The sequence below is a fragment of the Caulobacter sp. FWC26 genome, from assembly GCF_002742645.2.
Taxonomy (GTDB): domain Bacteria; phylum Pseudomonadota; class Alphaproteobacteria; order Caulobacterales; family Caulobacteraceae; genus Caulobacter.
This window is the reverse complement of record NZ_CP033875.1, coordinates 1,841,228-1,868,169: the sequence shown is the minus strand read 5'-3', so window position 1 is coordinate 1,868,169 and position 26,942 is coordinate 1,841,228. Positions and strand designations below refer to the sequence as shown.

The 26,942-nt window shown below is 66.2% G+C and carries 23 protein-coding genes, 2 pseudogenes and 1 riboswitch; of the genes and pseudogenes, 11 read left to right on the top strand and 14 right to left on the bottom strand.

Translation table 11 applies throughout. The annotated features are described in order from the left end of the window. The first annotated feature begins 81 nt into the window (after positions 1 to 81). The gene (locus tag CSW63_RS10325) at positions 82 to 1,929 is read left to right on the top strand and encodes a DUF885 family protein (protein ID WP_168193635.1); all 1,848 of its coding nucleotides are present in this window, start codon (positions 82 to 84) and stop codon (positions 1,927 to 1,929) included. A gap of 25 nt (positions 1,930 to 1,954) precedes the next feature. Here CSW63_RS10325 and CSW63_RS10320 read toward each other — a convergent pair whose 3' ends face one another. Then, entirely contained in the window at positions 1,955 to 2,872 is a 918-nt protein-coding gene (locus tag CSW63_RS10320) for a Gfo/Idh/MocA family protein (RefSeq protein WP_062093871.1), read from the bottom strand. A 119-nt stretch (positions 2,873 to 2,991) separates the two neighbouring features. On the opposite strand from CSW63_RS10320, the gene CSW63_RS10315 reads away from it, so the two are divergent. Next, positions 2,992 to 4,017: an NADP-dependent oxidoreductase gene (locus tag CSW63_RS10315; RefSeq protein ID WP_062093870.1), complete on the top strand. Its 1,026-nt coding sequence runs from the start codon at positions 2,992 to 2,994 to the stop codon at positions 4,015 to 4,017. Between the two features lie 56 nt (positions 4,018 to 4,073). Here the strand turns inward: CSW63_RS10315 and CSW63_RS10310 are convergent. Further along, positions 4,074 to 4,440, bottom strand: a pseudogene (locus tag CSW63_RS10310) (copper-binding protein); the annotation flags it as partial. A 283-nt stretch (positions 4,441 to 4,723) separates the two neighbouring features. Between CSW63_RS10310 and mdoH the strand changes: the two are divergent. Together mdoH and CSW63_RS10300 are read left to right on the top strand one after the other, a co-directional pair. Next, a complete protein-coding gene (gene mdoH, locus CSW63_RS10305; RefSeq protein ID WP_062093868.1) occupies positions 4,724 to 6,715 on the top strand; it encodes a glucans biosynthesis glucosyltransferase MdoH in 1,992 nt (663 codons plus the stop codon). Between the two features lie 85 nt (positions 6,716 to 6,800). Further along, positions 6,801 to 7,697, top strand: coding sequence for a hypothetical protein (locus CSW63_RS10300; protein WP_062093867.1), 897 nt, complete (start codon positions 6,801 to 6,803; stop codon positions 7,695 to 7,697). Here CSW63_RS10300 and CSW63_RS10295 read toward each other — a convergent pair. Next, positions 7,694 to 9,106, bottom strand: coding sequence for an MATE family efflux transporter (locus tag CSW63_RS10295; protein ID WP_062093866.1), 1,413 nt, complete (start codon positions 9,104 to 9,106; stop codon positions 7,694 to 7,696). The two genes, CSW63_RS10300 and CSW63_RS10295, sit on opposite strands and share 4 nt — an antisense overlap. 111 nt (positions 9,107 to 9,217) lie before the next feature. Here CSW63_RS10295 and CSW63_RS10290 point away from each other — a divergent pair, with 111 nt between their 5' ends. Continuing rightward, entirely contained in the window at positions 9,218 to 10,234 is a 1,017-nt protein-coding gene (locus CSW63_RS10290; RefSeq protein WP_082749333.1) for an SDR family oxidoreductase, read from the top strand. 21 nt (positions 10,235 to 10,255) lie between these two features. On the opposite strand, the gene CSW63_RS10285 is transcribed toward CSW63_RS10290, so the two are convergent. Continuing rightward, positions 10,256 to 10,738, bottom strand: coding sequence for a hypothetical protein (locus CSW63_RS10285; RefSeq protein ID WP_062093915.1), 483 nt, complete (start codon positions 10,736 to 10,738; stop codon positions 10,256 to 10,258). A gap of 114 nt (positions 10,739 to 10,852) precedes the next feature. Between CSW63_RS10285 and CSW63_RS10280 the strand changes: the two genes are divergently transcribed. After that, on the top strand, positions 10,853 to 11,239 hold the full coding sequence (locus CSW63_RS10280) for a VOC family protein (RefSeq protein ID WP_062093865.1): 387 nt from the start codon (positions 10,853 to 10,855) through the stop codon (positions 11,237 to 11,239). A gap of 7 nt (positions 11,240 to 11,246) precedes the next feature. After that, complete coding sequence (locus tag CSW63_RS10275) at positions 11,247 to 12,281, top strand: ThuA domain-containing protein (protein ID WP_062093864.1); 1,035 nt, start codon at positions 11,247 to 11,249, stop codon at positions 12,279 to 12,281. On the opposite strand, the gene CSW63_RS10270 is transcribed toward CSW63_RS10275, so the two are convergent. From CSW63_RS10270 to CSW63_RS10230, 9 genes are all read right to left on the bottom strand, one after another. After that, the gene (locus CSW63_RS10270) at positions 12,278 to 12,838 is read right to left on the bottom strand and encodes a DUF2239 family protein (RefSeq protein WP_062093863.1); all 561 of its coding nucleotides are present in this window, start codon (positions 12,836 to 12,838) and stop codon (positions 12,278 to 12,280) included. The genes CSW63_RS10275 and CSW63_RS10270 overlap by 4 nt on opposite strands. Then, a complete protein-coding gene (locus CSW63_RS10265; protein ID WP_062093862.1) occupies positions 12,838 to 13,173 on the bottom strand; it encodes a GIY-YIG nuclease family protein in 336 nt (111 codons plus the stop codon). Before CSW63_RS10265 ends, CSW63_RS10270 begins: the two co-directional genes overlap by 1 nt. Positions 13,174 to 13,234: 61 nt before the next feature. Continuing rightward, positions 13,235 to 13,621, bottom strand: a complete 387-nt coding sequence (locus CSW63_RS10260) for a hypothetical protein (RefSeq protein ID WP_062093861.1) — start codon at positions 13,619 to 13,621, stop codon at positions 13,235 to 13,237. 98 nt (positions 13,622 to 13,719) lie between these two features. Next, positions 13,720 to 16,467: a TonB-dependent receptor plug domain-containing protein gene (locus CSW63_RS10255; protein WP_062093860.1), complete on the bottom strand. Its 2,748-nt coding sequence runs from the start codon at positions 16,465 to 16,467 to the stop codon at positions 13,720 to 13,722. A gap of 392 nt (positions 16,468 to 16,859) precedes the next feature. Then, a complete protein-coding gene (locus CSW63_RS10250) occupies positions 16,860 to 18,248 on the bottom strand; it encodes a S41 family peptidase (protein WP_062093859.1) in 1,389 nt (462 codons plus the stop codon). Positions 18,249 to 18,296: 48 nt separating this feature from the next. Further along, on the bottom strand, positions 18,297 to 20,135 hold the full coding sequence (gene thiC / locus CSW63_RS10245) for a phosphomethylpyrimidine synthase ThiC (protein ID WP_062093858.1): 1,839 nt from the start codon (positions 20,133 to 20,135) through the stop codon (positions 18,297 to 18,299). A gap of 72 nt (positions 20,136 to 20,207) precedes the next feature. Then, positions 20,208 to 20,313: riboswitch (TPP riboswitch) on the bottom strand. Positions 20,314 to 20,360: 47 nt separating this feature from the next. After that, complete coding sequence (locus tag CSW63_RS10240) at positions 20,361 to 21,209, bottom strand: neutral zinc metallopeptidase (protein WP_062093857.1); 849 nt, start codon at positions 21,207 to 21,209, stop codon at positions 20,361 to 20,363. A gap of 6 nt (positions 21,210 to 21,215) precedes the next feature. Beyond that, positions 21,216 to 21,584 carry a hypothetical protein gene (locus tag CSW63_RS10235; protein WP_246842053.1) on the bottom strand — a complete coding sequence of 123 codons (369 nt, stop codon included), beginning with the start codon at positions 21,582 to 21,584 and terminating at the stop codon, positions 21,216 to 21,218. A gap of 86 nt (positions 21,585 to 21,670) precedes the next feature. Then, positions 21,671 to 22,222, bottom strand: a complete 552-nt coding sequence (locus CSW63_RS10230; RefSeq protein WP_099504022.1) for a tetratricopeptide repeat protein — start codon at positions 22,220 to 22,222, stop codon at positions 21,671 to 21,673. A gap of 299 nt (positions 22,223 to 22,521) precedes the next feature. On the opposite strand from CSW63_RS10230, the gene CSW63_RS10225 reads away from it, so the two are divergent. The 3 genes from CSW63_RS10225 (at position 22,522) to CSW63_RS10215 (ending at position 24,652) form a co-directional block, all read left to right on the top strand. Then, positions 22,522 to 22,905, top strand: coding sequence for a hypothetical protein (locus CSW63_RS10225; protein WP_137803258.1), 384 nt, complete (start codon positions 22,522 to 22,524; stop codon positions 22,903 to 22,905). 65 nt (positions 22,906 to 22,970) lie between these two features. Beyond that, a complete protein-coding gene (locus CSW63_RS10220) occupies positions 22,971 to 23,972 on the top strand; it encodes a D-cysteine desulfhydrase (protein WP_062093854.1) in 1,002 nt (333 codons plus the stop codon). An 11-nt stretch (positions 23,973 to 23,983) separates the two neighbouring features. Then, on the top strand, positions 23,984 to 24,652 hold the full coding sequence (locus CSW63_RS10215) for an aspartate/glutamate racemase family protein (protein WP_062093853.1): 669 nt from the start codon (positions 23,984 to 23,986) through the stop codon (positions 24,650 to 24,652). 4 nt (positions 24,653 to 24,656) lie between these two features. On the opposite strand, the gene CSW63_RS10210 is transcribed toward CSW63_RS10215, so the two are convergent. Beyond that, positions 24,657 to 24,839, bottom strand: a complete 183-nt coding sequence (locus tag CSW63_RS10210; protein ID WP_062093852.1) for a hypothetical protein — start codon at positions 24,837 to 24,839, stop codon at positions 24,657 to 24,659. A 463-nt stretch (positions 24,840 to 25,302) separates the two neighbouring features. On the opposite strand from CSW63_RS10210, the pseudogene CSW63_RS10205 reads away from it, so the two are divergent. Then, positions 25,303 to 26,935 (top strand): annotated as a pseudogene (locus CSW63_RS10205) (pectate lyase). The last annotated feature ends 7 nt before the right edge of the window (positions 26,936 to 26,942 follow it).

The window sequence follows — 26,942 nt, the reverse complement described above, 5'->3', positions numbered from 1 at the left end:
GGTCATTGAAGGCGACAGTCGCCTCTTCGTCTTCTCGGCTATGGCGAAAGGGCGACGAATGGGCTTAGCGTGAAGGTTCAAGTGGGGAAACAAGACAAGATGGATAGACGCCAGTTTCTGTTCGGCGCGGCGGCTGCGGCGCCGCTATTGGGCGCGCGCTCGGCCTTTGGCGCGGAACCGGGCCCTCGCGACGCGGAACTCCGCGCGCTGCTTGACACCTTCTGGAACGCCGACCTCGACGCCGCGCCGCAGATGGCTACCGAACGCGGGCTTGACGTCGGCCCACGCGCCGCCCAGCGCGGCAAGCTCAATGACGCCTCCCGGGCCGGACGCAACGCCTGGATCGCGGCGCGAAAGGAGCGCCTCGCAGCGCTCGCGCGCATATCGCCCGAGGACCTCTCGCCCGCAGCTCGGGTCGACCACGAGGTGACCACCTACACCTATCGGCGGACCCTTGATGGTGGCATGAAATATGACTTCGGCGAAGGCCAGGCCGGCTTTGGCTATGCGCCATACTCGCCCTATGTGCTCAGCCAGCTGACCGGGGCCTATCAGGCGATCCCGGACTTCCTTGATTCCCGCCATCCCGTCCGGACGACGGAGGACGCCGAGGCCTATCTCTCGCGCCTCGAAGCCTATGCGATGGCGCTGGACGCAAACACGCAGGCCCTGGCGCTGGACGCGGCCAAGGGCGTTTTGGCGCCGGACTTCGCGCTGGACGCCGGCCTCGCGCAGCTGCGCCGACAACGCGCCGTCGGGGCGACGGACGCCAGCGTAACCCGCTCGCTCGCCACTCGCGCCGCCAAGACCGGTCTGACGGGCGACTGGGCCGGACGCGCTGCGGCGATCGTCAGCGCCGCAGTGTATCCCGCCCTCGATCGCCAAATCGCCGCCTTGGAAGCCGCGCGCGCCAAGGCCACGAGCGATGCGGGCGCCTGGAAACTGCCCGACGGCGACGCCTTCTATGCCGACGCTCTGGCTTTCCAGACCACGACCCGTCGCACGCCCGATGAAGTCCACCGCCTGGGGCTCCAACAGGTGGCCGAGTTGGAAGCGCAGATCGATACGCGCCTTCGCCGCCTGGGCCTGACCACAGGAACCGTCGCGCAGCGGCTCACGGCGCTATCGGCGCGGCCTGACCAGCAGTACGCCAATACCGACGCCGGTCGCGCCCAATTGCTGGCGGACCTCAACGCCCAGACCGCCGCCATCCGGGCCCGCATGGGCACGGTGTTTAGGACCCTGCCCGCGGCTCCCGTCGAAATCGTCCGGGTGCCGCCGGAGATCGAGGACGGCGCGCCGAACGGCTATGCTCAGGCGCCGGCGCTCGACGGCTCGCGGCCGGGCCGGTTCTACATCAACCTCAAGGACACGGCCGAGTGGCCTAAGTTCAACCTGCCCACCCTCACCTATCACGAGGCCCTCCCCGGCCATGTCTGGCAGGGATCCATCTCATTGGGCTCTCAGCAGATCCCCATGCTGCGGCGCGCCGGGATGGGCTTTGCAGCCTATGGCGAGGGCTGGGCTTTGTACGCTGAGCAGTTGGCCGCCGAGATGGGCGTCTATGAAGGCGATCCGTTGGGCGAGATCGGCTACCTGCAGTCTCTGCAGTTCCGCGCCGTGCGCCTCGTGGTCGACACGGGGCTGCACTTCAAGCGCTGGACCCGAGCCCAGGCCACCGACTACATGGTCAGTCAGACGGGCATGCCCCGCGCGCGCGTCCAGCGGGAGATCGATCGCTACTGCGTCTGGCCGGGCCAGGCATGCAGCTACAAGATCGGCCACGTCGAATGGGTGCGGCTCCGTGAGGAGGCCAAAAAGCGCGTCGGCGCCCGCTTCGATCTGAAGACCTTCCACGACGTGCTGCTGCAAGGCCCGATGCCGCTGGTGGTGCTGGAGCAGACCCTGGCGACGATGTTCCCCGCCTGATGTCGTGTGCGCGGTCGGAGGGCGCTTAACCCTCGACCGCCTGCTCGACCGCCAGCGCCAGATCGAGCGCCCGCGCGGCTTCCTCGCCGGTCACGACCGGCCGAGGGGTCTCGCCGCGAACGGCCGCCAGGAAGCCCGCCACCGACAGGCCCAGGGGGTCCTTGCCAGCCGGGGTCTCGGTGAAGTTCTCGATCAGCGGATAGGGCGTAGTGTTGCGGAAGGTGCGCTGCAGGAAGTCGATTTCGACCTCGCCCGAGGGGTAGACGACCTTCATGGTCCGCTCCCGAGCCTCGGCGACGCGCGAACTGTCGAACACGGCCGTGAAGCCGTTGTCGAAGGTGGCTTCGGCCTTCACCCAGTCCAGCGAGGTCGAGCGCGTGATCGCCCCCTCGCCTTCGACCGCGATCGGCTCGCCGTCGCAGAGCGCCAGGGCAAGGTCGATATCGTGGATCATCAGGTCCAGCACGACCGAGACGTCGAGATTACGATCCGACGGCGTGCCGCGACGCACGGCTTCGAGGCGCAAGGGCTGTTCGGGGATGTCCAACAGGCCCATGGCCTGGAACACGACCCGCTCCTGGTGCCCGCAGGCCAGCGGCACACCCGCCTTGGCGGCTGCGGCGACCATCTTGTCGGCGTCCTCAGGCGACACGGCGATCGGCTTTTCCGAATAGACCGGCTTGCCGGCCTTGAGCGCGGCCAGGGCCGGCGCGGCATGATGAACGGCCGGCGCGGCGACGGTGACCACATCCACCGCACCCAGGAAAGCCGCCATGTCATCGTAGCCTTCCGCACCCAAGGGCTCGGCCAGGGCCTTGGCCCGCGCTAGGTCGATGTCGAACACGCCGACCAGAGTCACGCCGTCCAACTCGGCGTACTTCTTGGCGTGATAGCCGCCGAACACACCGGCGCCGACAACGCCCGCTTTGAGAGTCTGGGTCATGGACCGCTCTCTACCCCGCTTCGGGGCCGCTTAGAAGCACTGGCGACTTGCGTAAGGGCGCGCTAAACATCTGTTTAAATTTGCAACCCTTGGCCAAGTCCAAGGCAGGGAGGACCCCCATGACCACCTCGCGCGAGATCCGTCTGAAAGCCCGTCCCGTCGGGATGCCGAAGGCGTCGGACTTCGACCTGGCGACCGTCGACCTGCCCGCGCCGGGCGATGGTGAAATCCAGGTCAAGAACCTGTGGATGTCGGTCGACCCTTACATGCGCGGCCGCATGTACGACCGTCCCAGCTATGTCCCGCCCTTCCAACTGGGCGAAGCGCTGCAAGGCGGCGCGATCGGCGAGGTGATCGCCTCCAACGATCCCGACTTCAAGCCGGGCGATATGGTCAGTTCGATGTTTGGCTGGCGTGAAGCGTTCAACGCCCATCCCAAGTCGCTGGCCGCCGCCGGCATGGGCGCGATCACCAAGATCGAGACCCACGGCATCCCCCCGCAGGCCTTCCTGGGCGTGGTCGGCATGCCCGGCATGACCGCCTACGCCGGGCTGCTGCGGGTCGCGGCCCTGAAGGATGGCGACGTCGTTTTCGTGTCGGCCGCCGCTGGTGCGGTCGGTTCGATCGTCTGCCAGATCGCCAAGCTGAAGGGCCACACCGTGATCGGCTCGGCTGGCGGCCCTGAAAAGGTGGCGTTCCTCAAGTCGATCGGCGTCGATCACGTCATCGACTACAAGGCTACGCCCGACGTGGTGGCCGAGTTGGCCAAGGTCGCGCCCAAGGGCATCGACGTCTATTTCGAAAACGTCGGCGGGGTTCACCTGGAGGCGGCCCTGAACTCGGCCCGCCCCTTCGCCCGGTTCGCCCTTTGCGGCATGATCTCGCAGTACAATGAAACCGGTAAGCCGGAAGGCCCGTCGAACATCATCCTGGCGGTGGGGAAAAGCCTGCGCCTGGAAGGCTTCATCGTTTCCAACCACTTCGATCTCTATCCGCAGTTCGCCAAGGACATGGCCGAGTGGATCAAGGCCGGAAAGATCACCTGGAAAGAGACGGTCGAGGAAGGCGTCGAGCGCGCGCCCGAGGCGTTCCTCAAACTCTTCACCGGCGAGAACCTCGGGAAGATGCTGGTGAAGCTGGGCTAGCCGCCTTGGGGCGGCGGTTGCCGTAGGAAGACCTGATCAGTCGGGCGGCTGGACCACCAGCCGCCCGTTCTGCATTCAGGGACGCGCGCCAAGCTCGGCGATCTCCAGACCTTGAGGCGTCTTCTTGAACGCGAAACTCACACGCGATCCGGGCGTGATCGGCGCCTCGGCCAACACATCGGCGTAAACGCGGAAACCATCGCGGCCAGGTTTCAGGCCGGCCGCGCTCGCGCCCTCGTGATCGAGCGTGAGAATCTGGCCCTCCAGGCTGGTGATGACCCCCTTGGATTCAAAGCTCGGCAGACCTTCAGAGGACGCAACAGCCTCGGCCGCGCCGCCTTCAGACGTCGTCTCGGGGGCCTCTCTTCCGCAAGCCGCTAGGCCGAAAAGCGCGAGAACTGCGACAATCATGATATATTTCATTATCTTATATACTCCTTCCGGCGGACGGGGTGTTCGGCGTCCGCCGCGATGTCACGAAATCTTCTCGCAGCTGCGAAATCAGCGTGATTTCTGGTAGCGAATTTGTGATCGAAGTTTTACTGTAGTGCCACCGGCGGCTCTCCACGCCGGTTCTCGTCCGTCGCGAAGCGCTCAACGCGCCTGTCCGTTCCCTAGCGAACGCGCAGGCCAGCGAAAAGGGGTCTCGGCGGAAGGAGCGCGCGGAGAGAGCCCGGCTTGCCGGAAAAGTCCGAGATCTGACGATATGAGCGATCGCTCCGCCCTCTTCGATGTGCGCACCTCCACCAGCGTGAGCCTCGATCAGGTCGTTCGCCGTGACACGGTCGAAATCCCGGCCGAAGCCCCCCTGGCCATGCCGGTGCAACCGCTGAGCTTCTGGCAGGGCGGCGCGCGGCGCGCCACGGCCCTGATCCAGGACATGAACCTGCGTCGCTGGATGCTGGGCCTGATGACCATCGCCATGGGCGTCGCGGGTTGGAAGGCCTCGTTCGACACCATCGCGCTGGGCGGCGTGACCCGTCTGGAAGCCGTCGTCCTGACTCTGCTGGCCCCACTCTTCCTGGCGCTGTCGCTGTGGTTCTGTACGGCCCTAATCGGCTTTGTGGTGCTGATGGGCCGACCCAAGGATCCGCTGGGCATCGACGGCGAAACGCCGATGCCCAAACTGCATACGCGTACCGCCATCCTGATGCCGGTTTATAACGAGGACGCTGCGGCGGTGTTCGCGCGCCTGCGCGCCATGGACGCCTCGATCGCCGAGGCTGGCGCGGCTCGGAACTTCGACATCTTCGTCATCAGCGACACGCGCGACGCGCAGGTGGCGTTGGCCGAACAAGCCTGCTTCGCGCGCTTCCGCCGCGAGGCCAACTGCAACGTCTACTATCGCATCCGCAAGGAAAACACCGGCCGCAAGGCGGGCAACGTCGCCGACTGGGTTAGCCGCTGGGGCAGCGCCTACGAGCACATGCTGGTGCTGGACGCCGACAGCCTGATGACCGGCGAGGCCATGGTGCGCCTCGCCGATGCGATGGAGCGTCACCCGGGCGCGGGTCTGATCCAGACCATGCCGATGATCATCAACGGCCAGACGATCTTCGCCCGCACCTTGCAGTTCGCCACGCGCCTGTACGGCCGCGTCGCCTGGACGGGTCTGGCCTGGTGGTCGGGTTCGGAGAGCTCGTTCTGGGGCCACAACGCCATCGTGCGCACCCGCGCCTTCGCCGAGACGTGCGGCCTGCCGCACCTGCCCGGCCCCAAGCCCTTCGGCGGCGAGGTGATGAGCCACGACGCCCTCGAAAGCGCCCTGCTCCGCCGCGGCGGCTGGAGCGTGCATCTGGCCCCCTATCTTGACGGCTCCTACGAAGAGAGCCCGTCGAACCTGCTAGACTTCGCCACGCGTGACCGTCGCTGGTGCCGGGGCAACATCCAGCACGTGCCGCTGATCGCCCTGCCCGGCCTGCACTGGATGAGCCGCATGCACCTGGTGATCGGCGTGCTCAGCTACGCCCTGTCGCCGCTGTGGTTCTTCTGTCTGTCGGCCGGCCTGATCTCGCGCGCCCTGATGCCGGAGCTCAAGAAGGCCGCCTTCACCATGGCTGATCTAAAGGCCGCCGCGCACGCCCTGATCGACTGGCGCGAAATCCAGGCCACCGCCTGGGCGATGATCATCACCTTCGTCCTGCTGTTTGGCCCCAAGATCCTGGGCGCCATTCTTGTCCTGGCGCGCAAGGGTGAGGTGAAAGGTTTTGGCGGCAAGCGTCGCATGGCCGCCGGTCTGGCCGTCGAGATGCTGTTCTCGGCCCTGGTCGCGCCGATGCTGATGTTCACTCAGACCCGCGCCATCGTTGAAATCCTGGCCGGCAAGGTCGGCGGTTGGGCCGCCCAGCGCCGCGACGCCGACAAGGTAGACTTCAAGGAGGCCTGGGCCGCCATGGGCTGGATCAGCCTCTCGGGCCTGATCCTGGCGGCGTCGTTCTGGTTCACGCCGGACCTGCTGACCGCCACGGCTCCGATCCTGGCCGGTCTGGTTCTGGCCGTGCCGCTGACCATGCTCGGCGCCCACAAGGTGGCCGGCCTGAAGCTGAAGGCCAACGGCCTGTTCATGACCCCGGAAGAGCGCCGCCCGCCGGCCATTGTCCGGGCCGCCGTGGGCGCCGCCTGCGAACCCCCGATCCGCTGGTTCGCGCGCAATGGGCGCCCCATCGGTCCCACCACCAAGATTCGCGACGCGGCCTGATCTGACAACACGCAAACCGGGCTGGTCCTGAGCGGCCCAGAGCGGTAGAAGCGCGGCTTCGTTTCCGTCCAAGGAGCCGCGTGCCGTGTCGCGTCTGTTCAGCGCCTATGTCATCGTCGATTGGAGCGCGGCGGCTAAGCCGACCACGGGCGCGGACTCCATCTGGATCGGCGTGCTCAAGCGCGATGTCCGCTTCCGCCTGAGCTTCGAGAGCTTCAATCCGGCGACGCGCGGCGAGGCAGAGACCAAGCTGGCCGCCATCCTCGACGACCTGAAGAAGCGCGGCGAGCGGGCCTTGGTGGGCTTCGACTTCCCGCTGGGCTTTCCGCGCGGCCTGGCCCAGGCCCTGGCCCTGCCTGGCGAGACGCCGTGGCGCGCGGTGTGGGACCAGCTGGCCAAGATGGTCAAGGACAAGGCCGACAACACCAACAACCGCTTTGGCGTCGGCTCTGAGATCAATCGCCGACTGACGGGCGGGCCTTTCCCCTTCTGGGGTTGCCCGCCCAAGGACGCGCTGACGACCCTGCAGCCAAAGCGGGTGCGGGAGCATGGGCCGGGCGACCTACCCGAGTTCCGCTATGCGGATCAGGCAGCCAAGGGCGCGCACTCGATCTGGAAGCTCTACTACAACGGCTCGGTCGGCGGTCAGGCGATCATGGGCATCCCCGCCGTGCGCCGCCTGAAGGACGCGCGCGGTGAGGCCGTTCGGGTCTGGCCGTTCGAGACAGGCTTCAAGGCCCTGACCGAGGCGGATCTCGAGGGTGTCGAGGTCGTCGTCGCCGAGGTCTATCCTTCGCTGCTGAAGCCGGCGCCGGCGCCGGGCGAGGTGAAGGACCTGGCCCAGGTCCGCAGCCTGGCCGAACACTTCGCCAAGCTCGACGAGGCCGGCAAGCTGGGCGCGGCGTTCGACGCGCCCAAGGGTCTGGCTGAAGAAGCGCTGGCAGCGGCCGCGAGCGAAGAAGGCTGGATCCTGGGAGCCTAAGCCTCGCCCCCTGCCTTTCGATCGCGCCAGTCCAGCATTCGGAACCGCATCAGCAGGAAGCCCGCAGCCAGGAAACTGGTGACAATAATCGAGATCAGCACCCCGTTCAGGCCCATGCCCTTGGGGATCGCAAGCCACCAGGCCAGCGGCCCCATGACCAGGGCGTAGCTGATCAGGTGCGTGATCGTCGGGACCCAGACCTCGCCCCGAGCGCGCAGCGCCTGGGCCGCGACGACTTGCACCGCATCGGGCGCGAAGAACAGGCAGGCCAGAACCAGGGCCGGCAGGATCAGCGCCAGCACCGCCGGGTCGGTGGTGTAGGCCAGGGCCACCCAGTGCTTGGTCGGATAGAGCAGCAGGCCAAACAGCACGCCGATCACCGCGATCACCGCAAAGGCGATCCAGCCTGCGCGGGTCATGCCCGCCGGGTCGCGCGCGCCATAGGCTCGCCCCACCATCACCGCAGTGGCCGAAGCCACGCCGAGCGGCACCATGAAGATGATCGCCGAGACGTTCAGCACCACCGTGTAAGCCGCTACGGCCAGGGCGCTGATCCAGCCGCAGATCAGGTTCATACCTGCAAAGGCCGACACCTCGAAGAAGTTGGACGCGCCAGCGCCATAGCCTATGCGCCGCTGCTCGATCTCGGCGGGGCGGTCACGCACGGGCTTGTCGAACACACCCAGGTCGCGCGCCTCCTTCATGCGGAGGACGAAGATCGCCAGCGCCAGGGCCAGCGCGGATCGCGCGATGAAAGTCGCCCAGGCGCCGCCTACCGCCCCCAGCGCCGGCAGGCCCAGCACGCCCGGCACCAAAAGCAGATTGGCCGCCAAGTTCACGACATTGGCCAGCCACATCATCGCCGCGCCAGGCCCGGGCCTGGAAAGGCCCTCCAGCCAGAACGTCAGAACCACCGAGATCGCATAGACCGGCAGGGACAGCGAAAAGACGATCAGTGGCAGGGTCGCGCCCTCGGCGAGGCCGTCCTTCAGCCCCATGGCCTGCAGGAACATCGGCCCCAGCAGCGCCAGCAAGGCCATAGACCCAAATCCGAGCCAGGCGGCGTAGACGAGGCCGCGCCGCAGCACCGCGCCGGTTTCATGCGGATTCCCCGCCCCCATCGCCCGCGCGGTCATGACCTGCACGCCAACCAGGAGGCCGACGGTCGCGGTGACGAACACCGAGGACGGCGCCCACGCCATGGCGTGGTAGCCCAGCTGCTGCGCCGAGAAGTGTCCGACCACGATGGCGTCGGTCAGGCCCATCACCATGATGCCCAAGCGCGACAGCACGACCGGCCCGGCCAGGCGGAGCAGTTCGATCAGATCGGTCATGATGGGGCCGCGCGGCCGCTCTGGGGAGAGCGCCGTTCCGGCCGCGTCGCGCGGCATGGTCGTCACCACTGTCAAATAAGGGGGCAAGGTGGCCCATGCCCGTTTTTCGGGCAACCCGCATTTAGCAGCGCTTGGAACATCGCGCGACCCCGACGGTTACCCGATCCCGTCCCGCAGGAGCGCGCCATGACCAAGACCCACACCCCGGAGTTCGAACACACAGGCGAACGCGTCGCCCAAGCCTATCGCGACATCCAGGCGCCGCTCGACGCCAGGGAGGCGCGCTCCTTCCAACCGAAGGAAAAGGACGAGCGGGATCAGCCCAAGGCCATGCAGGCCGGAGCACGGGCCTATCCCGCGCCACCTTATCCCGCGCAGCATCAGACAAAGCCCGGCCTGGAGAGCCGCCTGGATCCCGCACCGATGTACGAAGCGCCGTTCTACAAGGGCTCAGGAAAGCTTGAGGGGAAGGTCGCGCTGATCACCGGCGCCGACAGCGGGATCGGTCGCGCCGTAGCGGTGCTGTTCGCCCGCGAAGGCTGCGACATCGCCATCGCCTATCTGGACGAGGACCGCGATGCGGCGGACACGAAGACGGCAGTGGAGAACGAGGGCCGCCGCGCCATCCTGCTGCCAGGCGATGTAGCCGATCCCAGTTACGCCCGGGCCGCGGTGGAACGTACGGTCGAGACCCTCGGGCGACTGGATGTTCTCGTCAACAACGCGGCCTTTCAGGAGCATGTCACCGCGTTCGAGAACCTGACGCCAGAACACTTCGACCGCACGCTGCGCACCAACCTCTATGGCTATTTCCATATGGCTCAGGCGGCGGTGAAGCACCTGCCCAACGGCGGGTCGATCATCAACACCGGCTCGGTCACTGGATTGCTCGGCAACAAGGACCTGCTGGATTATTCGATGACCAAGGGCGGCATCCATGCCTTTACCCGCTCGCTGGCCACCCACCTGATCGACAAGGGCATCAGGGTCAACGCCGTCGCGCCGGGGCCCGTCTGGACGCCGCTCAATCCCGCCGACAAGGCTGCGCCGCAGGTCGCCCAATTCGGGGCCAAGACACCGATGCGACGCGCTGCGCAGCCTGAAGAGATCGCGCCGGCGTATGTGTTCCTGGCCTCCCCCCAAACCGCCAGCTACATCACCGGAGAAATCCTGCCGATCATCGGCGGCTACTCAGGCGGGTAGCCGCCGGGCAACGAGCGGCCGCTAGTGCGGCCACACCTCGCTCAAGATCTTGGCCCGACCGTCCTTGAAGCTGACCTCCATCGAGGGCTCCTTCGGCTTGCCCGCAGCAAACAGCTCGTAGATCACCATGCCATCGTTCTGCTTGCTCTCGATGACCCGCACGGGGCTGATCGTCTTGGCTGACGCCGCAGCGGCCTTGCGCACCGGCTCAGGCGCATCGGGCCAAGCAATATCCCGCTGGGTTTCGACAATCGTCCAGGCGCCGTCCTTCTCAAGCAGGTCGAACTCGATCTCCGAACCATCCGGCATCACGCCCTCAACATCAAAGTAGCGACGGTTCTCGCGCTCCTTGAGCTCCGCCGCCTTGATGGTCATGGCCGGCGCCGCACTCTTGACGACGACGACGACGGCCGATGGCAGATCCTTGACCGCCACGGGCGTGATCTTGGTGTCCGCGACGGGCGCCAGGACCATGGCCAGGACCGAGATGAGATGGGGGGTCACGGTGAACTCCTCAAAGGACGGATGGTGGACCATATCCGCCCTCAACGTCTGAAACGATGCAAAGGCGGTATCGCAGACGCGTGCTAGGACGGGCTATCCACTGGAGTCGCAAAGATGTCTCGCCGTCTCGCCCTGGTTTCGTTGCTTGTCGCCGACTATGACGAAGCGATCGCCTTCTATGTTGGAAAGCTTGGCTTTTCTTTGGTCGAGGACACCGACATGGGGCACGGCAAGCGCTGGGTGGTCGTCTCGCCGGGTAACGATGGGACCGACTTCCTGCTGGCCCGCGCCGCAGGCGAACAGGCCGAAGCAATCGGTCGCCAAGGCGGTGGGCGAGTCTGGCTATTTCTGCATACGGATGATTTCGTCGGCGACTACGCCCGCATGAGCGCGGCGGGCGTCCGGTTTCTCGAGGAACCGCGCCACGAGGCCTATGGAACGGTCGCGGTTTTCGAGGATCATTCCGGCAATCGCTGGGACCTGATGCAACCCAAGGCCTGAACTCGCCATGAACCGCCTCATTCTCCTCGTCGCGCTCGTCACCGCCCTCGCCTGTTCGGCGGCGCAAGCCGCGCCAAAGATCCGCGTGCTCTATCTTGACCAGTCGGTCGGCTGGCGGCACGCCCCCGTCACGCGCCCTAAAAACAGTAACGGTCCGACGCCGTCCGAAATCGCCTTGGCCGAGATCGGCGCGCGCAGCGGGGCCTTCAGCGTGGAATCGACCCAGGACGCGCGCCAGATCACGCCCGAGAAACTCAAGACCATCGACGTCCTGGTGTTCTACACGACTGGCGAGCTGCCGATCGCGCCAATGGCTTGGCAGGCGATCCAGCAATGGGTCGCGAGCGGCAAGGGCGGCTTTGTAGGCCTGCATAGCGCCACGGATACGCACTGGAACTATTCGGGACCGGGCCAGACCTATACCGCCTTCATCAACGGCCGGTTCGCGGGTCATCCCTGGACCGAGGGCACACCGATGACCATTCAGGCGCTGGGTGGCTCCAGCCCGGTGAACAAGGCCTGGCCACGCCGGTTCGCCTATGCCGAGGAGATCTATCAGTACTCGGACTATGACCCAACCAGGGTGCGGGCGCTGCAAGCGCTGGACTTTACCGAGACGCCGCTGAAACGCCCCTGGTTCGTACCCGTCACCTGGGCGCGCCAGCTCGGTAAGGGCCGTCTGTTCCATACCAATCTGGGCCACACGCCCAGTACCTGGAACGACCCGCGCTACCGCGCCCAACTGCTGGACGCGATACGCTGGGCAGCCCATCGCATCCCGGGCTCGGCTAAGCCCAACCCTGAAGAGCAAGCGCTGTGGGCGCTGCGGTCTTTGCTCGCCTATCAGGGCCTTCCGAAAACCGAGGTAGAGGCGCGGATCGCCAAGCTGGCCGGAGCCGACAAGGTGTGGCTGCTGCAGACCGCAGCTCGCACTGCGGCCCTGCGCCCGCTTTGGCCGGCGAAACCGGAAAACGATAAGCGCGCCTTCGACGCGGCCTATCAGGCGGTGCTCACCGACGTAATCGCCCGCTCGGGACCTTAGGCGGTCGCGTCGTCGGCCCCAAAGGCCTCGGCGGCATAGGTTCTGAGCTGCGCCGCGATATCGCCCGGCCAAGTCTCGATCCGAGCCTCGAAACCGGCGTCATCGCCGGCGAACAGGCAGCGCATCGCTTCCTCGAAGCCCACGAGGTCACCGGCCATGGCGGACGCGAAGCGGTAGGCCGCGTCCCTGGACGCTCGAATGCGATCGGGTCCCTCCGAGGCTCGGCGCGCGGCCTCGACCAGTTTTCGCAGCGCGACCGAAGCGCCGCCGGGCTGCGCGGCCAGCCATTCCCAATGCCTTGGAAGCAGGGTGACCTCGCGCGCCACCACACCGAGCTTGGGCCGGCCGCGTCCCCGCGGGGCTTCATCCTCGGGCGCGAACCGCGCCCGCACCGCCTCGGGGCCGCCCCGAAGGTCGAAATCCACCGATCGCCCCTGGGGGTCGAAGATCAGCACGCCAGACTCGCCAGCCAAGGCCTGCGCCGCCAAGGCCGCCTCGACCTGGGAGCCGGCCGCCACGCGCCGCCCCCCCTGGAACACCACAAAGACCCCGTCCATCAATTCAGCCCTCGCGCGCCGAACGCCTCGATCCAATGGGCGCGTCGGTCCTTCAGGCGCGAGACCCGGCCGAACGTGTCCAGGCCGTCCAAATCGACCGTTTCCACGGTCTCGTAGGCGAAGCGGTCGGCGCCGTGGATGTTCCAGGCTGCCTGCAGACTAGGCTCACGATGCGAACCCAGCCGTAGCGAGAACCAGATTCCGTTCTGTCGTGTCGAAAGATCGGGCGTTGCGCCGACCCAAACCTCATCGGTCGCGGCGCAGCGCACGGCATAGACCCCCGCCTCGACCTTGCGTTCCTTGTAAGCGCGTCGCAGCGCATCGCGTCCAGACATAGCGAACCTCCGGGCCCGCTTTTACCCGGATAAAACTCGACGTCAATATCGCCCGGATAAATTACGCCGGAATGGGCCGGTAGGCGACGTAACCGCGCTCGACCATACGTCGGGTGGCCTCGTAGACAGACGAGAGCTCCTCATAGGTGCTTCGCAGGTGCGCCAGCCGCGCGACCTGGGCCTCGGTAAGCGACGCGCCCGCCTCAGCCATCTGAGCCGCCTCACTCACCCATCTGGCCCGCGCCGTCGCAGCCGCCACCGCCAGTCGCTGGAACTGCACACCCTCCACCCGCGGGAAGGTCGCGCCCAGCACGGCCTTGTTGGACGCATAGGCGGTGTAGTCGATCTGCTCAAGATAGCCCCGGAGCCGGCGCTGGACTTGCGGGTCCGTGTCGGTCGGTTCGAAGTGGTCGCCGGTACGCCGCGTACTGGAAGTCATGGTCGCCATGACGGCCTCCGATCCGGCCGCTAGCCGGCCGCTCAGATCCTCAGCGTGCGCTCGACTGCTTAAGGAGGGGTTGAGAGCGCGGATGCGCTCTCGCGCGGCTAAAGCAACTTGCGGAAGCCCAGCCGCACCGTCCGGCCCAGCGGATCCAGATAGTCCCGCTGATAAGCTTGCGGCGTCACACCGTTCTGATCCCGCACCGTCTGCTTGGCGTCGAATAGGTTTTCGAAGTTCAGAGAGACCTGCGCACCCTTCAGGATCGGATACTTGTCCACCAGCGGCTTGCGAGCCGGAGCGTTGAAGCTGGCGAAGAAACTCATGCCAAGCGTGGCGAGATCCGAGAAGTACAAGGTCTGCCCCCCCGTGGCGCCGCCATTGACCCAGGTTGAAGCCTTCCAGACACCGTTGAAGCGCATGCCAAGGCCGTCCTTGAAATAGCCGCCTTGCACCTGAACTTCATGTCGGGCTTGGCCATTGCGCGAGCTGATCGCCGCGCCGTCCAGTTGGTCCAGTACGGGCAGGCCCTTGCGGGTCGTCAGTTCGTCGGTCAGGCGCCAAGTATGGTACACGGACAGCTGCAGCATGCCCTGCCCCGGCCGCATCATGCCGCCGGGACCGCCTCCGCCCATCATGCCGCCACCGCCGCCCGGGCCTCCGCCTGGGCCGCCGAAACGCATCATCGGCCCCATGCCGCCGCCCCCAGGGCCGCCGCCGAAGCGACCGCCGCCCGCCGCGGACGCCGCCCCGGGCGTCGGCTTGCCGACCGGCTTGAACAGGTTGAAGCCCCAGCGGATATCCTCTCGCTCGGCGCTGGCGAAGTTCACGGGCCGGGCGTCGATCGCCAGCAGGCGGCCCGTCGCATCGCGCGTAAACCGATCAGGGAAGGCCCGTTCCAGATCCGGCGTAATGGCCGGGAAGGACGAGATCACATTGGTCGTCTCGGCGCGGGTGTAGGTGGCGTTGAAGGTCAGCTCGACCTTTTCCAGCGGCTTGTAGTTCACCTGGAACTTGGAGACCCGGCGATTGTCATTGCGCAGGGTCGGATTGCCGCCGTCTGTCCGGGTGACCAAGACGGTCTGGCCCGTGGTGAAATCGAACACCGAGACATTCGGCGTTACGATGAGCGGGTCATTGATCTGGTTCGTGGAGGGCGCGCCCTCCTCATCCGTCACGCTGGCGATGAAGCTGAGCGGCTTGATCGGCGTCCAGTTGACGCCAGCCCCGAGGGTGGTCAGGCCGCCCAGGTCCGAGAGGTTCTCATACCCCGCGTTGAAGTTGGCCGACAGGTCCCCGACCTTGGCCAGAACATCGTTGCGCGTGCTCGTCAGCGGCAGGGTGAAGCTGCTTTGGAAGTTCTCCCGGCTACGTTTGACGTTCCGTTGAGCCGTAACGCCCGACCGCACGGTCTTGGAGTCCAGGGTTCGGGTGTCAGCGCCCAGCTTGAAGGTGGTCTGGAGTCCGCCAGCCGGCAACTGGAAGAGATTGCCGTTCAGCACGAACTCGGCGCTGGCCGAGGTGGAGACTGAATGGGCGGTGTCAGCGGCTACGCTTTTGTACAGGTTCGTCGGGATGGGGCCGAACGGATTGAGGCCAGGATCGCCGGCGGCGACCGCCGCCTGGAACGCCGAAGCGTCCAGCCCGCGTCCGGTCGTGGTGTCGGTCGCAACGCGATCGAAGTCCCCGGTCAGGTTCCAGCGCCAATCGTTTACCCGGCCGTTGGCGGCCATGCTCAGCTGCGTCCGCAGGACATCGGTCTCCCGCGCCAAAGCGCCGGGCCCGTCAATGTAGCGGTAGCCGGTGACAGGCTTCGAGAACGACGAGAACGGACTGCCGGCCGGCAGGGTGAAGGTCACGCCAGGCAGGCCGAGCAGCGCGTGGCTGCTGGTGTCTTCCAGATTGCCGGTGACGGTGAGCTGCGTGGTCTTGTTGAGGTCCCGGCTCATCGAGCCGCGCAAGGTCGCGCGATCGGACTTTGAGATCAGGGACCGGCTGGCGGTCAGGTCATCGGTGTTGTAGCGCCCAGCCAGGGGCGAAAAGGCCGAAAGACTGACCCGGCCGGTTTGAGCCGCGTCCGGGACGCCCGCGATCGTCACGAGACCGCCCGCCGCGGCGGAAAGGGCGGGATCGATCTCGCCACCGTTCAGACCACCGATATTGCCGACCAGATCAAAAGGCTGGCCGTTGGGCGCACGCACGATGTCTCGGTCGGTTTCCAGCAGATAGGGTTCGCGCTGCAGTTGAAGGTCCAGATTCCAGCGCTTGTCGCCGTCGATGCGAACCCGATTTCCGCCACCGCTCAGCGAGGTGCGCCCCCCGTCCGTGGCGACCGTCGCGGACGCCTGGGTCATGGTGGCGTTGTAGTTCTTCTTCAGGATGATGTTCACGACCCGCTGGTCGGCCTTGTAGCCGTAGCTCAGCGCGACCTCTTCCGGCAGCACCTGGAAGCGCTCGATCGCCTCCGGCGGGACACCTTGGATTTCCTGGAAGCCCGAGATCCGGCGGCCGTTGATCAGCATCACCGGCCCGCCGCCCCCATCGCGGCCCCGCGTGCTGGTCGTCTGCGGCGTCAGAAGGCTCAGGAGCTCGCCGATGCTGTTGGCGCCGAAGCTCTTGATCTCTTCCTCGTTCAGTTCGAGCTCGGGCTGGATGTTTCCCTCGACCTTGCCGCGCGGATCGGCCTGAATGACCAGACCCTCGACCTCGTTGGGGCCGTCGTCCTTCTGCTGCGCCTTCGTCTGCCCGACGCCAGCGGCGGCCACGGCGACGCTGGGCGACGGCGCCGAACCGTCGGCGGCCGGGTTGAGCGAAGCAGCGGCCAGCCCATACAGGAGCACGGTCGAAAGGGTCATTCAGGCCCACAAAAGTCTGAGTTGCGAGGGACGCCGACGCAAACGGCGCCAACGCAGAGTTGCCGCTCCTTACGGCTGGGCGGAGACCACCGCAACAGCCATCGGGAACAAGCTCAGCTATTGCAGCAGAAAGCACACAGTGGTGTGTCCCAATCCGCGCCAAATACGGCCTAGGCTTTGAAAAATAGACATATTTGACGCAATGAGATGTGCGACACGACACGATGTTTCGATCAAGAAACAATCGCGCTCGCCCTCAGCGTGCTCGCCAACCGATACGTTCCCGACCAGCCCAGCTAAACGACGATGAAAGCAGAAGGCACAATCATAGCGGGCATGGGTAGTGGGTCGGGTCGGGCACGCCTCGCGAGACGCCTGACAGACGGCCGCGCCTAGCGCGCTGGGGCTGCGACGCCGCCCGCGCGGATCCTCGCGATGAGGTCCGCGATGGCCTTGGTGTGCCCGCCCAAAAGGTCCTCCTCCGGGAAGACCGTCATCTGGACGTCGGGCGTCAAACCGCGACCTTCGAGCTCCTGCCCCTTCGCGGACCGATACAGTTCCGCCGGCAAGGCCAATGTCCAACCGTTCGGCAGCGGCTTGGGCAGTTGGTCGGAGAAGGCGCCGCGCGTGATTCCGCCCACCTGGGTGACGTTCGGCAGGGCCTTCATCATCAAGGTGAAGGTTTCGCCGGCGCTGACCGTGATGTCGCTGGTCACCACATAGACCGGCCCGGTGAACGCGACCGCGCCGGACGGCTCCACCCGGATCACCTGCGGCGAGGCCTTCCCCCCGACCGGAACCTTGGCGTAGACGATGCGGGGCTGGTCGGTGAAGCGCGCCGCGATGCGGCGGCTGATGGAGTCGTAGCCGCCTCGATTGTTGCTGACGTCGACCACCACCGCCCTGGCGCCGACGAACGCGGCCATCGCCTCGTCCAGCACCGCGTCCAGCGGGCGAGGATCGTCTGGAGCGGCGTTCCGTGCGAAAGCGCCCATCGTGACGATGTTGAGATAGCCGACATCGTCGACGCGTCCCCAGAACACGCGATTGTTGGCGGCCTGCCGCCCCTGCCCTTTCAGCACACCGGTCAGGATCCCTTCGCGGTAAGCCTGGAGCCAGGCCTTTTCCTCGCCGGCTGGATCGGTTGCGCGGACTCGCAACAGGGTCGACGCCTCGCCGGGTTCAAGGTCGCGGCGCGCGCCCTGCACCGTGCCATGGAGCTCGACATGCGGATCATCCAGTCCGCTTAGCAGATCCGTCAGCGCCAGCCAGAGCTGATCATCGGTGGCGCTCGGGCTGACCCGCGCCAGCGCCTTGGTCTTGCGCGCCGCCCAGTCCAGCTTGCGCTCGGCCGAGCGCGGATAGACTTCGGCGAAGGTGTCGGCGGCGAAAGCGACAATGCGGTCGGGGGTCCAGCCCGCCGCCGAGATACAGTCCGTCGGCAGATTAGGCAGTCGGTCGAACTGATATCGCGTGCCCGCCGCGTCACCAGTCAGACTGATGACGCCAGGGCCTTCGGCGCGCCAAAGGCTCAAGACTTCATCCGGATCAGGCTCGCGGCGGGGATCGGGATAGCAGGCGCCGCCGGCGGTATGGAAGAGCTGCGCGCCATCGGGTCCAAACAGGACGATCCAGCCATAGCCTCTGGATTTCCACGCGCCTCGAAGCTCGGCCGCCACCGGCGCGTTCTTCGGCTGCACCGGCCAGAAAGGACTTTCCGCCAAGGCCGGCGAAGCAAGCAGGACGGCCGCTGCGGCCGCAAGAAGACTCAAGCGTTTCATGGGCGCGACGGTGGAGGCGTCTCCGCCGCCACGCCAGTGAAAACGACGTCACTCGCTCTTCAGATAGATCTCCGAGCCCTGCTCGCGGAACTTCTCGCTCATCTGCGCCATGCCCAGCTCGGCGTCGTTCGGCGCCTTGGCGGCCGCGAAGTCGCGGACCTCCTGGCTGATCTTCATCGAGCAGAACTTGGGACCGCACATCGAGCAGAAGTGCGCGGTCTTATGCGCCTCCTTGGGCAGGGTCTCGTCGTGGAACTTGCGCGCCGTTTCGGGATCGAGGCCCAGGTTGAACTGGTCCTCCCAGCGGAACTCGAAGCGCGCGCGGCTGATGGCGTCGTCCCACATGGCCGCGCCGGGGTGGCCCTTGGCGAGGTCAGCAGCGTGGGCGGCCAGCTTGTAGGTGATGACGCCGGTCTTGACGTCGTCGCGGTCCGGCAGACCCAGGTGCTCCTTGGGCGTGACGTAGCAGAGCATCGCCGTGCCGAACCAGCCGATCATCGCAGCCCCGATGGCCGAGGTGATGTGGTCGTAGCCAGGCGCGATGTCCGTGGTCAACGGGCCGAGGGTGTAGAACGGCGCCTCATGGCAATGCTTCAGTTGCTCGTCCATGTTGGCCTTGATCTTGTGCATGGCCACGTGGCCCGGCCCTTCGATCATCACTTGGACGCCGTGGTTCCAGGCCACCTTGGTCAGCTCGCCCAGGGTGCGCAGTTCCGAGAACTGGGCCTCGTCATTGGCGTCGGCGGTCGAGCCGGGACGTAGGCCATCGCCCAGCGAGAACGACACGTCGTAGGCGCGCATGATCTCGCAGATCTCGTCGAAGCGCTCGTAGAGGAAGTTCTCCTTGTGGTGGGCCAGGCACCACTTGGCCATGATCGAGCCGCCGCGCGACACGATGCCGGTGACGCGCTTGGCGGTCATCGGGATGAACGGCAGGCGCACGCCGGCGTGGATCGTGAAGTAGTCGACGCCCTGCTCGCACTGCTCGATCAGAGTGTCGCGGAAGACCTCCCAGTTCAGATCCTCGGCCACGCCGTTGACCTTCTCCAGCGCCTGATAGATCGGCACCGTGCCGATCGGCACACTGCTGTTGCGGATGATCCAGTCGCGGATGTTGTGGATGTTGCGGCCCGTCGACAGGTCCATGACCGTGTCGGCGCCCCAGCGCGTGGCCCAGACCAGCTTGTCGACCTCGTCGGCGACGGTCGAGAGCACCGCCGAGTTGCCGATATTGGCGTTGATCTTGACCAGGAAGTTCCGGCCGATCGCCATCGGCTCCAACTCGCCGTGGTTGATATTGGCCGGGATGATGGCCCGGCCGCGCGCCACTTCCTGGCGCACGAACTCGGGCGTCACGAAGTCGGGGATGCTGGCGCCGAAGTCCTCACCGTCGCGCACGCACGGGCGGGTCTGCTCACGGCGCAGGTTCTCACGGATGGCGACATATTCCATCTCGGCCGTGATGATCCCGGCGCGGGCGTATTCCAGCTGGGTGACCAGCTTGCCCGGCTTGGCGCGGTAGATCTTGCGGCCAGTGTCCGGGAACTCCGGGGCTAGGTGCTTGCCTTGGGCGAAGCCGTTGTCCTCTGGCTTCACCTGCCGGGGATCTGTGATCTCTTCGACGTCGCCGCGCGCCACCACGAAAGCTTCGCGGGTGCGCGGCAGGCCCTTCTCGATGTCGATCTGGACGGTCGGGTCGCTATAGGGGCCGGAGGGGTCATAGATCGTGACTGGCGGCTCGTTGGCGGACGGGTGGACGGCCACCTCGCGGAACGGCACGCGCAGTTCGGGGAAAAGTTCGCCGGCCTGGTAAACCTTGCGCGAACCGGGGATCGGACCGGTCGAGATCGTCTCGGCCACGGCCTTGATGGTGCTCTGAATATTCATTTCGGGCGCTCCTCAAGCTTCCAAGGAGACCCGGACGTGCGTGCTTGAGCGGTCTAACGGACGAAACAAACGCTCCCGTCCGCGTTCCCTCCCTTCGCCGGCATGACCCGGATCAGGTTCTACGGGTCAGGGCGTCAGCCCAATCTCAGCCGCGCGAGCGGCCCCCCGGTGAACAGAGGGCGGAGACTAGGCCCGCTGACGTGGAGGTCAAGTGCGGCCCTGCGATCAGAGCCGCGATGCCGAGAAGGTGTCGCAAGCCGCCGGGTCGCCCTGCTCGAAACCCCGCCGGAACCAGCGCATGCGCTGAGCGCTGGAACCGTGCGTGAAGCTGTCGGGCACGACCTGGCCTTGAGAGCGCTTCTGGATCGTGTCGTCGCCCACCGCCGCAGCCGCGCCAAGGCCATCCTCGATGTCGGCGGGATTGATGACGATACCACCACCTGACGCGTCTCCGGCCCGCGCCGCCCAGACCCCGGCGTAGCAGTCGGCCTGCAGTTCAAGCCTGACCGACCCGCTCTCTTCGCCGCGAGCCCCCAGCCGCCGGGCCTGCTGATCAGCGCCCAGAAGGTGCTGGACGTGATGGCCGACCTCGTGGCTGATCACATAGGCGCGCGCGAACTCGCCCTTGGCGCCAAAGCGCGCCTCCAGCTCCTGCCAGAAGGACAGGTCCAGATAGACTTTCTGGTCTGCGGGACAGTAGAACGGCCCCATCGCCGATTGGCCCGTGCCGCAGCCCGTGCCCGTGCTTTGCTCATAAAGCACAATGGCGGCGGGCGGCCTGTAGTCCACGCCTTCCTGACGGAAGATCGGCGTCCAGACGTCTCGGTTCGAGGTTTCGATCACATCGACGAACTGGCCCTCCGCATCGGAGACCTGACCACGCACGCCTTCCTGTTGGACGGGCTGCTGCAGACGCTGGGTCGCCTCAAGCGTCGTCCGAGGGTCGACACCAAAGACGAAGTATCCGATCGCCGCCAGCACCACCGCGCCGATCCCACCGCCCGCGATCCCGACAGGTCCAAGCCCACGTCGGTCCTCGATATTGCCCGACCGACGACCGCCTTCCCACTCCATGAAACCCTACTCCTTCGGCTCGCTAGCGGGCCGGATCGCCCGCATCCGAGCATTGCTCTGCGCCAGGGCCTCTTGAGTGAGCCGTTCCAGGCGCTCCATAGAGGCGTCAAAATCCAGTTCCCGCCGCATCGCTTCAGCATCCACGGGCGGCGGGGTCCACTCCCTCAACACGACAGGTCCGGTCACCAAACCTGAGTTCAGGCCGCGCAGGATGACTTGGGTGCGCGCCCGCTCCTGAGCGTTGGACGCCGCGATCTGGTTCTGCACCGCCTCGCGACGGATGTCTTCAAGGGCGTGGGCGGCGGCGTTTCGCGCCTGAAGGTCCCGCAGATCCTGCGCTCCGGCGGAAAGAGGCCAGACCAGGAACCAAATCATCGCCAAACAGGCAGCGCCTGAACGCATCATATGACGCCCCTCGCGCAGCAGGACACGATCATCCGGGTCTCTCGATGGTTTCAGTCTCAGGGCCGTTTGACCGTGAAACGCGCGAGCTCTGTTTTCGGCGCCGCCCAATCCGGCTTCAAGGCGGCCGCCCGTGAATAGTCGCGATAGGCTGCGTTCAGATCGCCCAGCCCTTCGTTGGCGAGACCGCGATTGAACCAGGCTCGCTCCGGATCCTTGACGCCGAGCGCGAGGCCCTTGTCGATCTGCTCGACGCCTTCGCGGTAGCGCTTTTCTCCCACATAGGCGGCGCCGCGATTGACCCAGGCCTCGCCAAGATTGGGATCCAGCTTCGACGCCGTGTCGAAATCGGCCCTGGCGCCGGTGAAATCGCGTTGCCGCATCTGGAGGACGCCCCGGTTGACGAAGGTGCGCGCGCGGTCCCTGAAGTTCAGGGTCTCGGTCTCCAGCGCCGTCGTGCAGGTCACGACCGACGCCTTGTCCGATCGGCCGTCGATCGCAGCGTCAGAGCACTCCTTGGCCAGCCCGCCCCCGATCACGAGCGTCGACGCGCTGGCCAGGGTCGAAAGCGACGAAGCGCCCAGCAGCGTCGCCACCAGAACCGCCCTCATCAGAAGGCCACGCTGACTCATGACTTCCTCCCATTGTTAGCGGTCGACCCCGCACCTCTGCGACGCACGTCGATCAGCTCTTTTCGTGATGTCAGCCTAGCATGCTTTGCCCCCGTCAAGAACTGAGAGGGACACCGGAAGCGAGGCCGCCGGTCGCCCGCCAATTCAACTCAAGCCGCGAGCCCCCTGTGCGAGCGTGCGAAACTGGGCGATACAGGAGAGCTCACCCGCAGGTTGTCGCCATGCTAATTGTTGCCTTGCTTATCGCCCTATCGGGCCAGACCGCCCAGGATGCGCCAGTGGATGCGGTGACGGTGGAGGCTTCTCGCAAGGTTCTCCAGAAGACCCTGCCGGATCAGGAGATCATCGAGCAGTTGAACGCACTCCATAAGGCTGAGCCCGACCGCGTGGTCTGCGTGAAAAAGACCATGGGGGGCACGATCATCCCAAAGACGGTCTGCGGCACGCTTCGCCAGTGGTACGATCAGGAAAGGGCCAGGGACACGGCGAATGTCGTGGCCGAGATCATGGGCGATCCGAGCGGATCCCCCCCGACGACTGACCCTCCCTACGAACTGGTTCAGATGATCAAGAAGCAGCTCAAAGACCCCGAAGCGCGCGCCCGGGCGGCTGAGCGCGCCCGACGACGCATTGAAGCCAAGGCGGAAGCCCAGCAACCCTGAAGTCGTGCGGTGGCCACCGCGTCGGACGTGATAACAAGAGCGCGACTCGTTCAGGAACCGCGCCCATGCACCTCGCCCGCTTTCCTCGCGCCCGCTTCGCGCACTTGCCGACACCCCTGGAACCCCTCCCCCGCCTCGGCGCGGAACTGGGCGTCGACCTGTGGGTCAAACGCGACGACTGCACCGGCCTCGCCGGTGGCGGCAACAAGACCCGCAAGCTGGAGTTTCTACTCGGCGAAGCCCTGGCCCAGGGCGCCGACACCCTGGTCACCCAGGGGGCTGTGCAGTCCAACCACGTTCGCCAGACCATCGCCGTCGGGGCCCGCTTTGGCCTCAGGACCGAAGTGATCCTGGAGGAGCGCACCGGGTCGAAGGCCAGCGACTACATGGGCAACGGCAATGTACTGCTCGATAAGTTGATGGGCGCGTCGCTGCGCTATGTGCCGGGCGGGACCGACATGGTCGCAGAGCTTGAGATCACGGCCCAGAGCGTGCGCCAGCGCGGCGGCAAGCCGTACGTGATACCCGGCGGCGGCTCAAACACCGTCGGGGCGCTTGGCTATGTCGACTGCGCGCGCGAACTGGTGGTTCAGGCTGACCAGATGGGTCTCAAGATCGATCGCCTGGTCACCGCCACCGGTAGCGCAGGCACCCATGCGGGCCTGGTCGCCGGCTTCGCCGCATTGTCGGTCGACATCCCGATCCTGGGGTTTGGCGTGCGCGCGCCCAAGCCTAAGCAGGAAGAGAACGTCTACAACCTCGCCGTCGCGACGGCCGAGACGATCGGCGCGGCGGGCCGGGTCCGGCGCGAAGCGGTCGTCGCCGACTGCGACTATGTGGGCGAAGGCTACGGCCTCGTGGACCAAGGCGTCATCGATGCCCTGGCCCTGGCCGCCCGCACCGAAGGCCTGCTGCTCGATCCGGTCTATTCGGGCAAGGCGATGAAGGGGCTCATCGATCAGGCGCGCAAAGGCGCTTTCAAGGGCGAACGGGTCGTGTTCCTGCATACCGGCGGCGCCCAGGGGCTGTTCGGCTATCAGACGGTGCTAGAGCCCGCGCTAGGCTAGGAGCGTTTCGGATGAGCAAGGTTCTAGGCGTTCTGGGCGGCATGGGTCCGGCCGCCACCCTCGACTTTCTGGCCAAACTCCAAGCCGCGACGCCAGTAAGCCGAGAGCAGGACCATCTGCGGGTGCTAGTGGATATCAATCCCAAGGTCCCCGACAGGAATGTCGACGGCTCCGATCCTGGACCGGTGCTGGCCGCGATGGCCGCTGGCCTAAGCGCTTCGGGCGCGCAGGTGCTGGCGATCGCGTGCAACACCGCGCACGCTTACGCACAGGAGGTGCGCGCTTCGGGTCTGCCGCTGATCGACATGCTGGAAACGGCCGGGCTCGCCGCGCGAGCCCAGGGCGCCGGCGTCGCGGGCGTCTTGGGCACGAGCCTGGCGCTCGGACTCTATCGAGACCGGTTCTCTCAGCTTGGCCTGGAAGTCGTAACCTTGGACGATCACGAGCAGGTCGAGTTCATGGCTCTGCTTTACCGGATCAAGAGGGGCGATGTGGGACAGGCCTCTCGCGAGGCCATGGCCGCTCTCGCCCACCGCCTGATCAACAAGGGCGCCCAGGCGGTCATCGCCGGTTGCACCGAAGTGCCTCTGGTCCTGTCTCAGACCGAATTGTCGACGCCGTTTCTCGACGCCACGCAAACCCTGGCGGTCCGCTGCGTCGAGGTCTGTCTCGCCGATTGAGGCGCTAACCGCGCGACACCGTAAGCGCTTCATCGTAACTGGCCTCGAACAGGCCCACCAACGCGGCGGCGCCGCGCGAAGCTTGCGCCATGCGCAGCAAGGCGGCGCGCGCGTGCGCGCTATCGGCGATCTCGGCTTGTCGCTCAAGCCGCTCGGCTTCGGTCAGGTGGTCGTCGCGTGTCCCCATGGCCGATAGATTTACAAGACGTAAACACCTGCACACCATGCGACCGCTGGACGCAGAGTGATCACCGTTCTGTCACCAGAATGGCATCGCCGCTTCGCTGGCGGCATGAAAACGCCCCCGGGCCTTTGCGGACCCGGGGGCGTCGTCCTGTTCCCCAACAGGACGGCGTCGGCCACGCTGCTCCGAGCGCGGCGGCGTCGCCTCAAATGAACGCGCAGAACCTCGCCGAACGCAGATCATCAGGCAACGCGTCTCCCTGTCGCAGGAGATCCGCCTAAGCGCGACGAACGATCCAGATCGACAGATTCCGCTGTGCCCACAGGGATGAAAAGTGGATAGTCAAAATGATGACACCGGTAGCATACTAGCCTCAACGTCACGTCAAAGATGACGGAGCCATCGCTGGCCAGGGAGTTCGCTCACCCAACCCTCGATGTAAGCTCCGCGCCGATCGGAGTTCTTGATGCCCGTCAGCCCGCTCTCCCGCCGCCGCCTCCTGGCCACTTCTGCGGCGGCCTTCGCTGCGGCCGGCGTCCTGTCGCCCCGCCGTGCGCTCGCCGCGCCGACCCGCGAGGCCGCGCTGCAGACGATGCGCAAAGCTACGCGCTTCATGGTCGACAAGGTCGCCTACAAGGGTGGCTACGTCTGGAGCTATCTGCCCGACTTCTCGCGCCGCTGGGGCGAGATGGAGGCCTATCCCACCATGATCTGGGTGCAGCCGCCGGGCACGGCGACGATGGGGCACCTGTTCCTCGACGCCTATCACGCCACCGGCGACGAGGCTTACTACGACGCCGCCTGCAAGGCGGCCGAGGCCCTGATCGCCATCCAGCATCCCGCTGGCGGCTGGAACTACCTGGGCGACCTCGCCGGCGAGGCGTCGATCCGCAAATGGTACGACACCATCGGCAAGAACGGCTGGCGGCTCGAGGAATTCCAGCACTACTACGGCAACGCCACCTTCGACGACGCCGGCACGGCGGAGAGTTCCCAGTTCCTGCTGCGCCTCTCCGCCGAAAAGCAGGACAAGCGCTTCAGACCGGCCTTGGACAAGGCGCTGCAGTTCGTTCTGGACAGCCAGTATCCCAACGGCGGCTGGCCCCAGCGCTTCCCGCTCAAGACCGATTTCAAGAACCACGGCCACGCGGACTACACTGGCTACATCACCTTCAACGACGATGTGGCCGGCGAGAACATCAAGTTCCTGATCATGGTCTGGCAGACCCTGGGCGATCCCCGCGCCCTGCCTGCGATCAGGAAGGCGATGGACTGCTTCGTGATCTGCCAGCAGCCACAGCCGCAGCCGGCCTGGGGCCTGCAGCACCACGTCGACACGCTGAAACCCGCCGCCGCGCGCAGCTACGAGCCGGAGGCCTTCGCCTCTCACACCACCGGCGCCAACATCGCCGCCTGCATGGACTTCTACGAACTGACGGGCGACCCGAAGTATCTGGCGCGCCTGGGCGAGGCCTTGGACTGGCTGGACAGCATCAAGCTGCCGCAGGAAATCCAGAAGGGCCGCCCCTATCCCACCTTCATCGAGATCGGCACGGGAAAGCCGCTCTACATCCACCGCCGGGGCAGCAATGTCGTCAACGGCGAATACTATGCCGACCAGAACCCGCAAGGCACGGTCATCCACTATTCATCGTTCCGGTCAGTGAACGTCGCGGGGCTGCGCAAGCGACTGGCCAAGCTTCAGGCGACGCCCCCCGAGGTCGCCAGCAAGGACTCGCCGCTCAAGGGGGGGGCGCAAGGCGCTGCCGAAGTACTTCACGACCGGAGACATCTCGGTCTCCGACCTGAACGTGGACACGCTGAAGGCCGACGCCGGCCAGACCTCGCCGGACAAGGTCGCCGGCCTGATCGCGTCGCTGAACGCTGAAGGCTGGTGGCCGACCGAACTGAAGGCGACCAGCAATCCGTACATCGGCGACGGTTCGCCAACGCCGGCGCCGGGCGACTTCAGCCAGACGCGAGTCGGCGATGCGACGGACACCTCCCCCTACATCACCGAAACGCCCAAGATCGGCATCTCCACGGGGACTTACATCGAGAACATGGCCGCGCTGATCAAGTACGTGACCGCGAGCTGACAGGACC

What these genes read in the sequence shown, in the direction of transcription:
- CSW63_RS10320 (WP_062093871.1), bottom strand. Translation starts at nt 2,872, where the DNA reads ATGACCCAGACTCTCAAAGCGGGCGTTGTCGGCGCCGGTGTGTTCGGC.
- CSW63_RS10315 (WP_062093870.1), top strand. Translation starts at nt 2,992, where the DNA reads ATGACCACCTCGCGCGAGATCCGTCTGAAAGCCCGTCCCGTCGGGATG.
- mdoH (WP_062093868.1), top strand. Translation starts at nt 4,724, where the DNA reads ATGAGCGATCGCTCCGCCCTCTTCGATGTGCGCACCTCCACCAGCGTG.
- CSW63_RS10290 (WP_082749333.1), top strand. Translation starts at nt 9,218, where the DNA reads ATGACCAAGACCCACACCCCGGAGTTCGAACACACAGGCGAACGCGTC.
- CSW63_RS10280 (WP_062093865.1), top strand. Translation starts at nt 10,853, where the DNA reads ATGTCTCGCCGTCTCGCCCTGGTTTCGTTGCTTGTCGCCGACTATGAC.
- CSW63_RS10275 (WP_062093864.1), top strand. Translation starts at nt 11,247, where the DNA reads ATGAACCGCCTCATTCTCCTCGTCGCGCTCGTCACCGCCCTCGCCTGT.
- CSW63_RS10270 (WP_062093863.1), bottom strand. Translation starts at nt 12,838, where the DNA reads ATGGACGGGGTCTTTGTGGTGTTCCAGGGGGGGCGGCGCGTGGCGGCC.
- CSW63_RS10265 (WP_062093862.1), bottom strand. Translation starts at nt 13,173, where the DNA reads ATGTCTGGACGCGATGCGCTGCGACGCGCTTACAAGGAACGCAAGGTC.
- CSW63_RS10260 (WP_062093861.1), bottom strand. Translation starts at nt 13,621, where the DNA reads ATGGCGACCATGACTTCCAGTACGCGGCGTACCGGCGACCACTTCGAA.
- CSW63_RS10255 (WP_062093860.1), bottom strand. Translation starts at nt 16,467, where the DNA reads ATGACCCTTTCGACCGTGCTCCTGTATGGGCTGGCCGCTGCTTCGCTC.
- CSW63_RS10250 (WP_062093859.1), bottom strand. Translation starts at nt 18,248, where the DNA reads ATGAAACGCTTGAGTCTTCTTGCGGCCGCAGCGGCCGTCCTGCTTGCT.
- thiC (WP_062093858.1), bottom strand. Translation starts at nt 20,135, where the DNA reads ATGAATATTCAGAGCACCATCAAGGCCGTGGCCGAGACGATCTCGACC.
- CSW63_RS10240 (WP_062093857.1), bottom strand. Translation starts at nt 21,209, where the DNA reads ATGGAGTGGGAAGGCGGTCGTCGGTCGGGCAATATCGAGGACCGACGT.
- CSW63_RS10235 (WP_246842053.1), bottom strand. Translation starts at nt 21,584, where the DNA reads ATGATTTGGTTCCTGGTCTGGCCTCTTTCCGCCGGAGCGCAGGATCTG.
- CSW63_RS10230 (WP_099504022.1), bottom strand. Translation starts at nt 22,222, where the DNA reads ATGAGGGCGGTTCTGGTGGCGACGCTGCTGGGCGCTTCGTCGCTTTCG.
- CSW63_RS10220 (WP_062093854.1), top strand. Translation starts at nt 22,971, where the DNA reads ATGCACCTCGCCCGCTTTCCTCGCGCCCGCTTCGCGCACTTGCCGACA.
- CSW63_RS10215 (WP_062093853.1), top strand. Translation starts at nt 23,984, where the DNA reads ATGAGCAAGGTTCTAGGCGTTCTGGGCGGCATGGGTCCGGCCGCCACC.
- CSW63_RS10210 (WP_062093852.1), bottom strand. Translation starts at nt 24,839, where the DNA reads ATGGGGACACGCGACGACCACCTGACCGAAGCCGAGCGGCTTGAGCGA.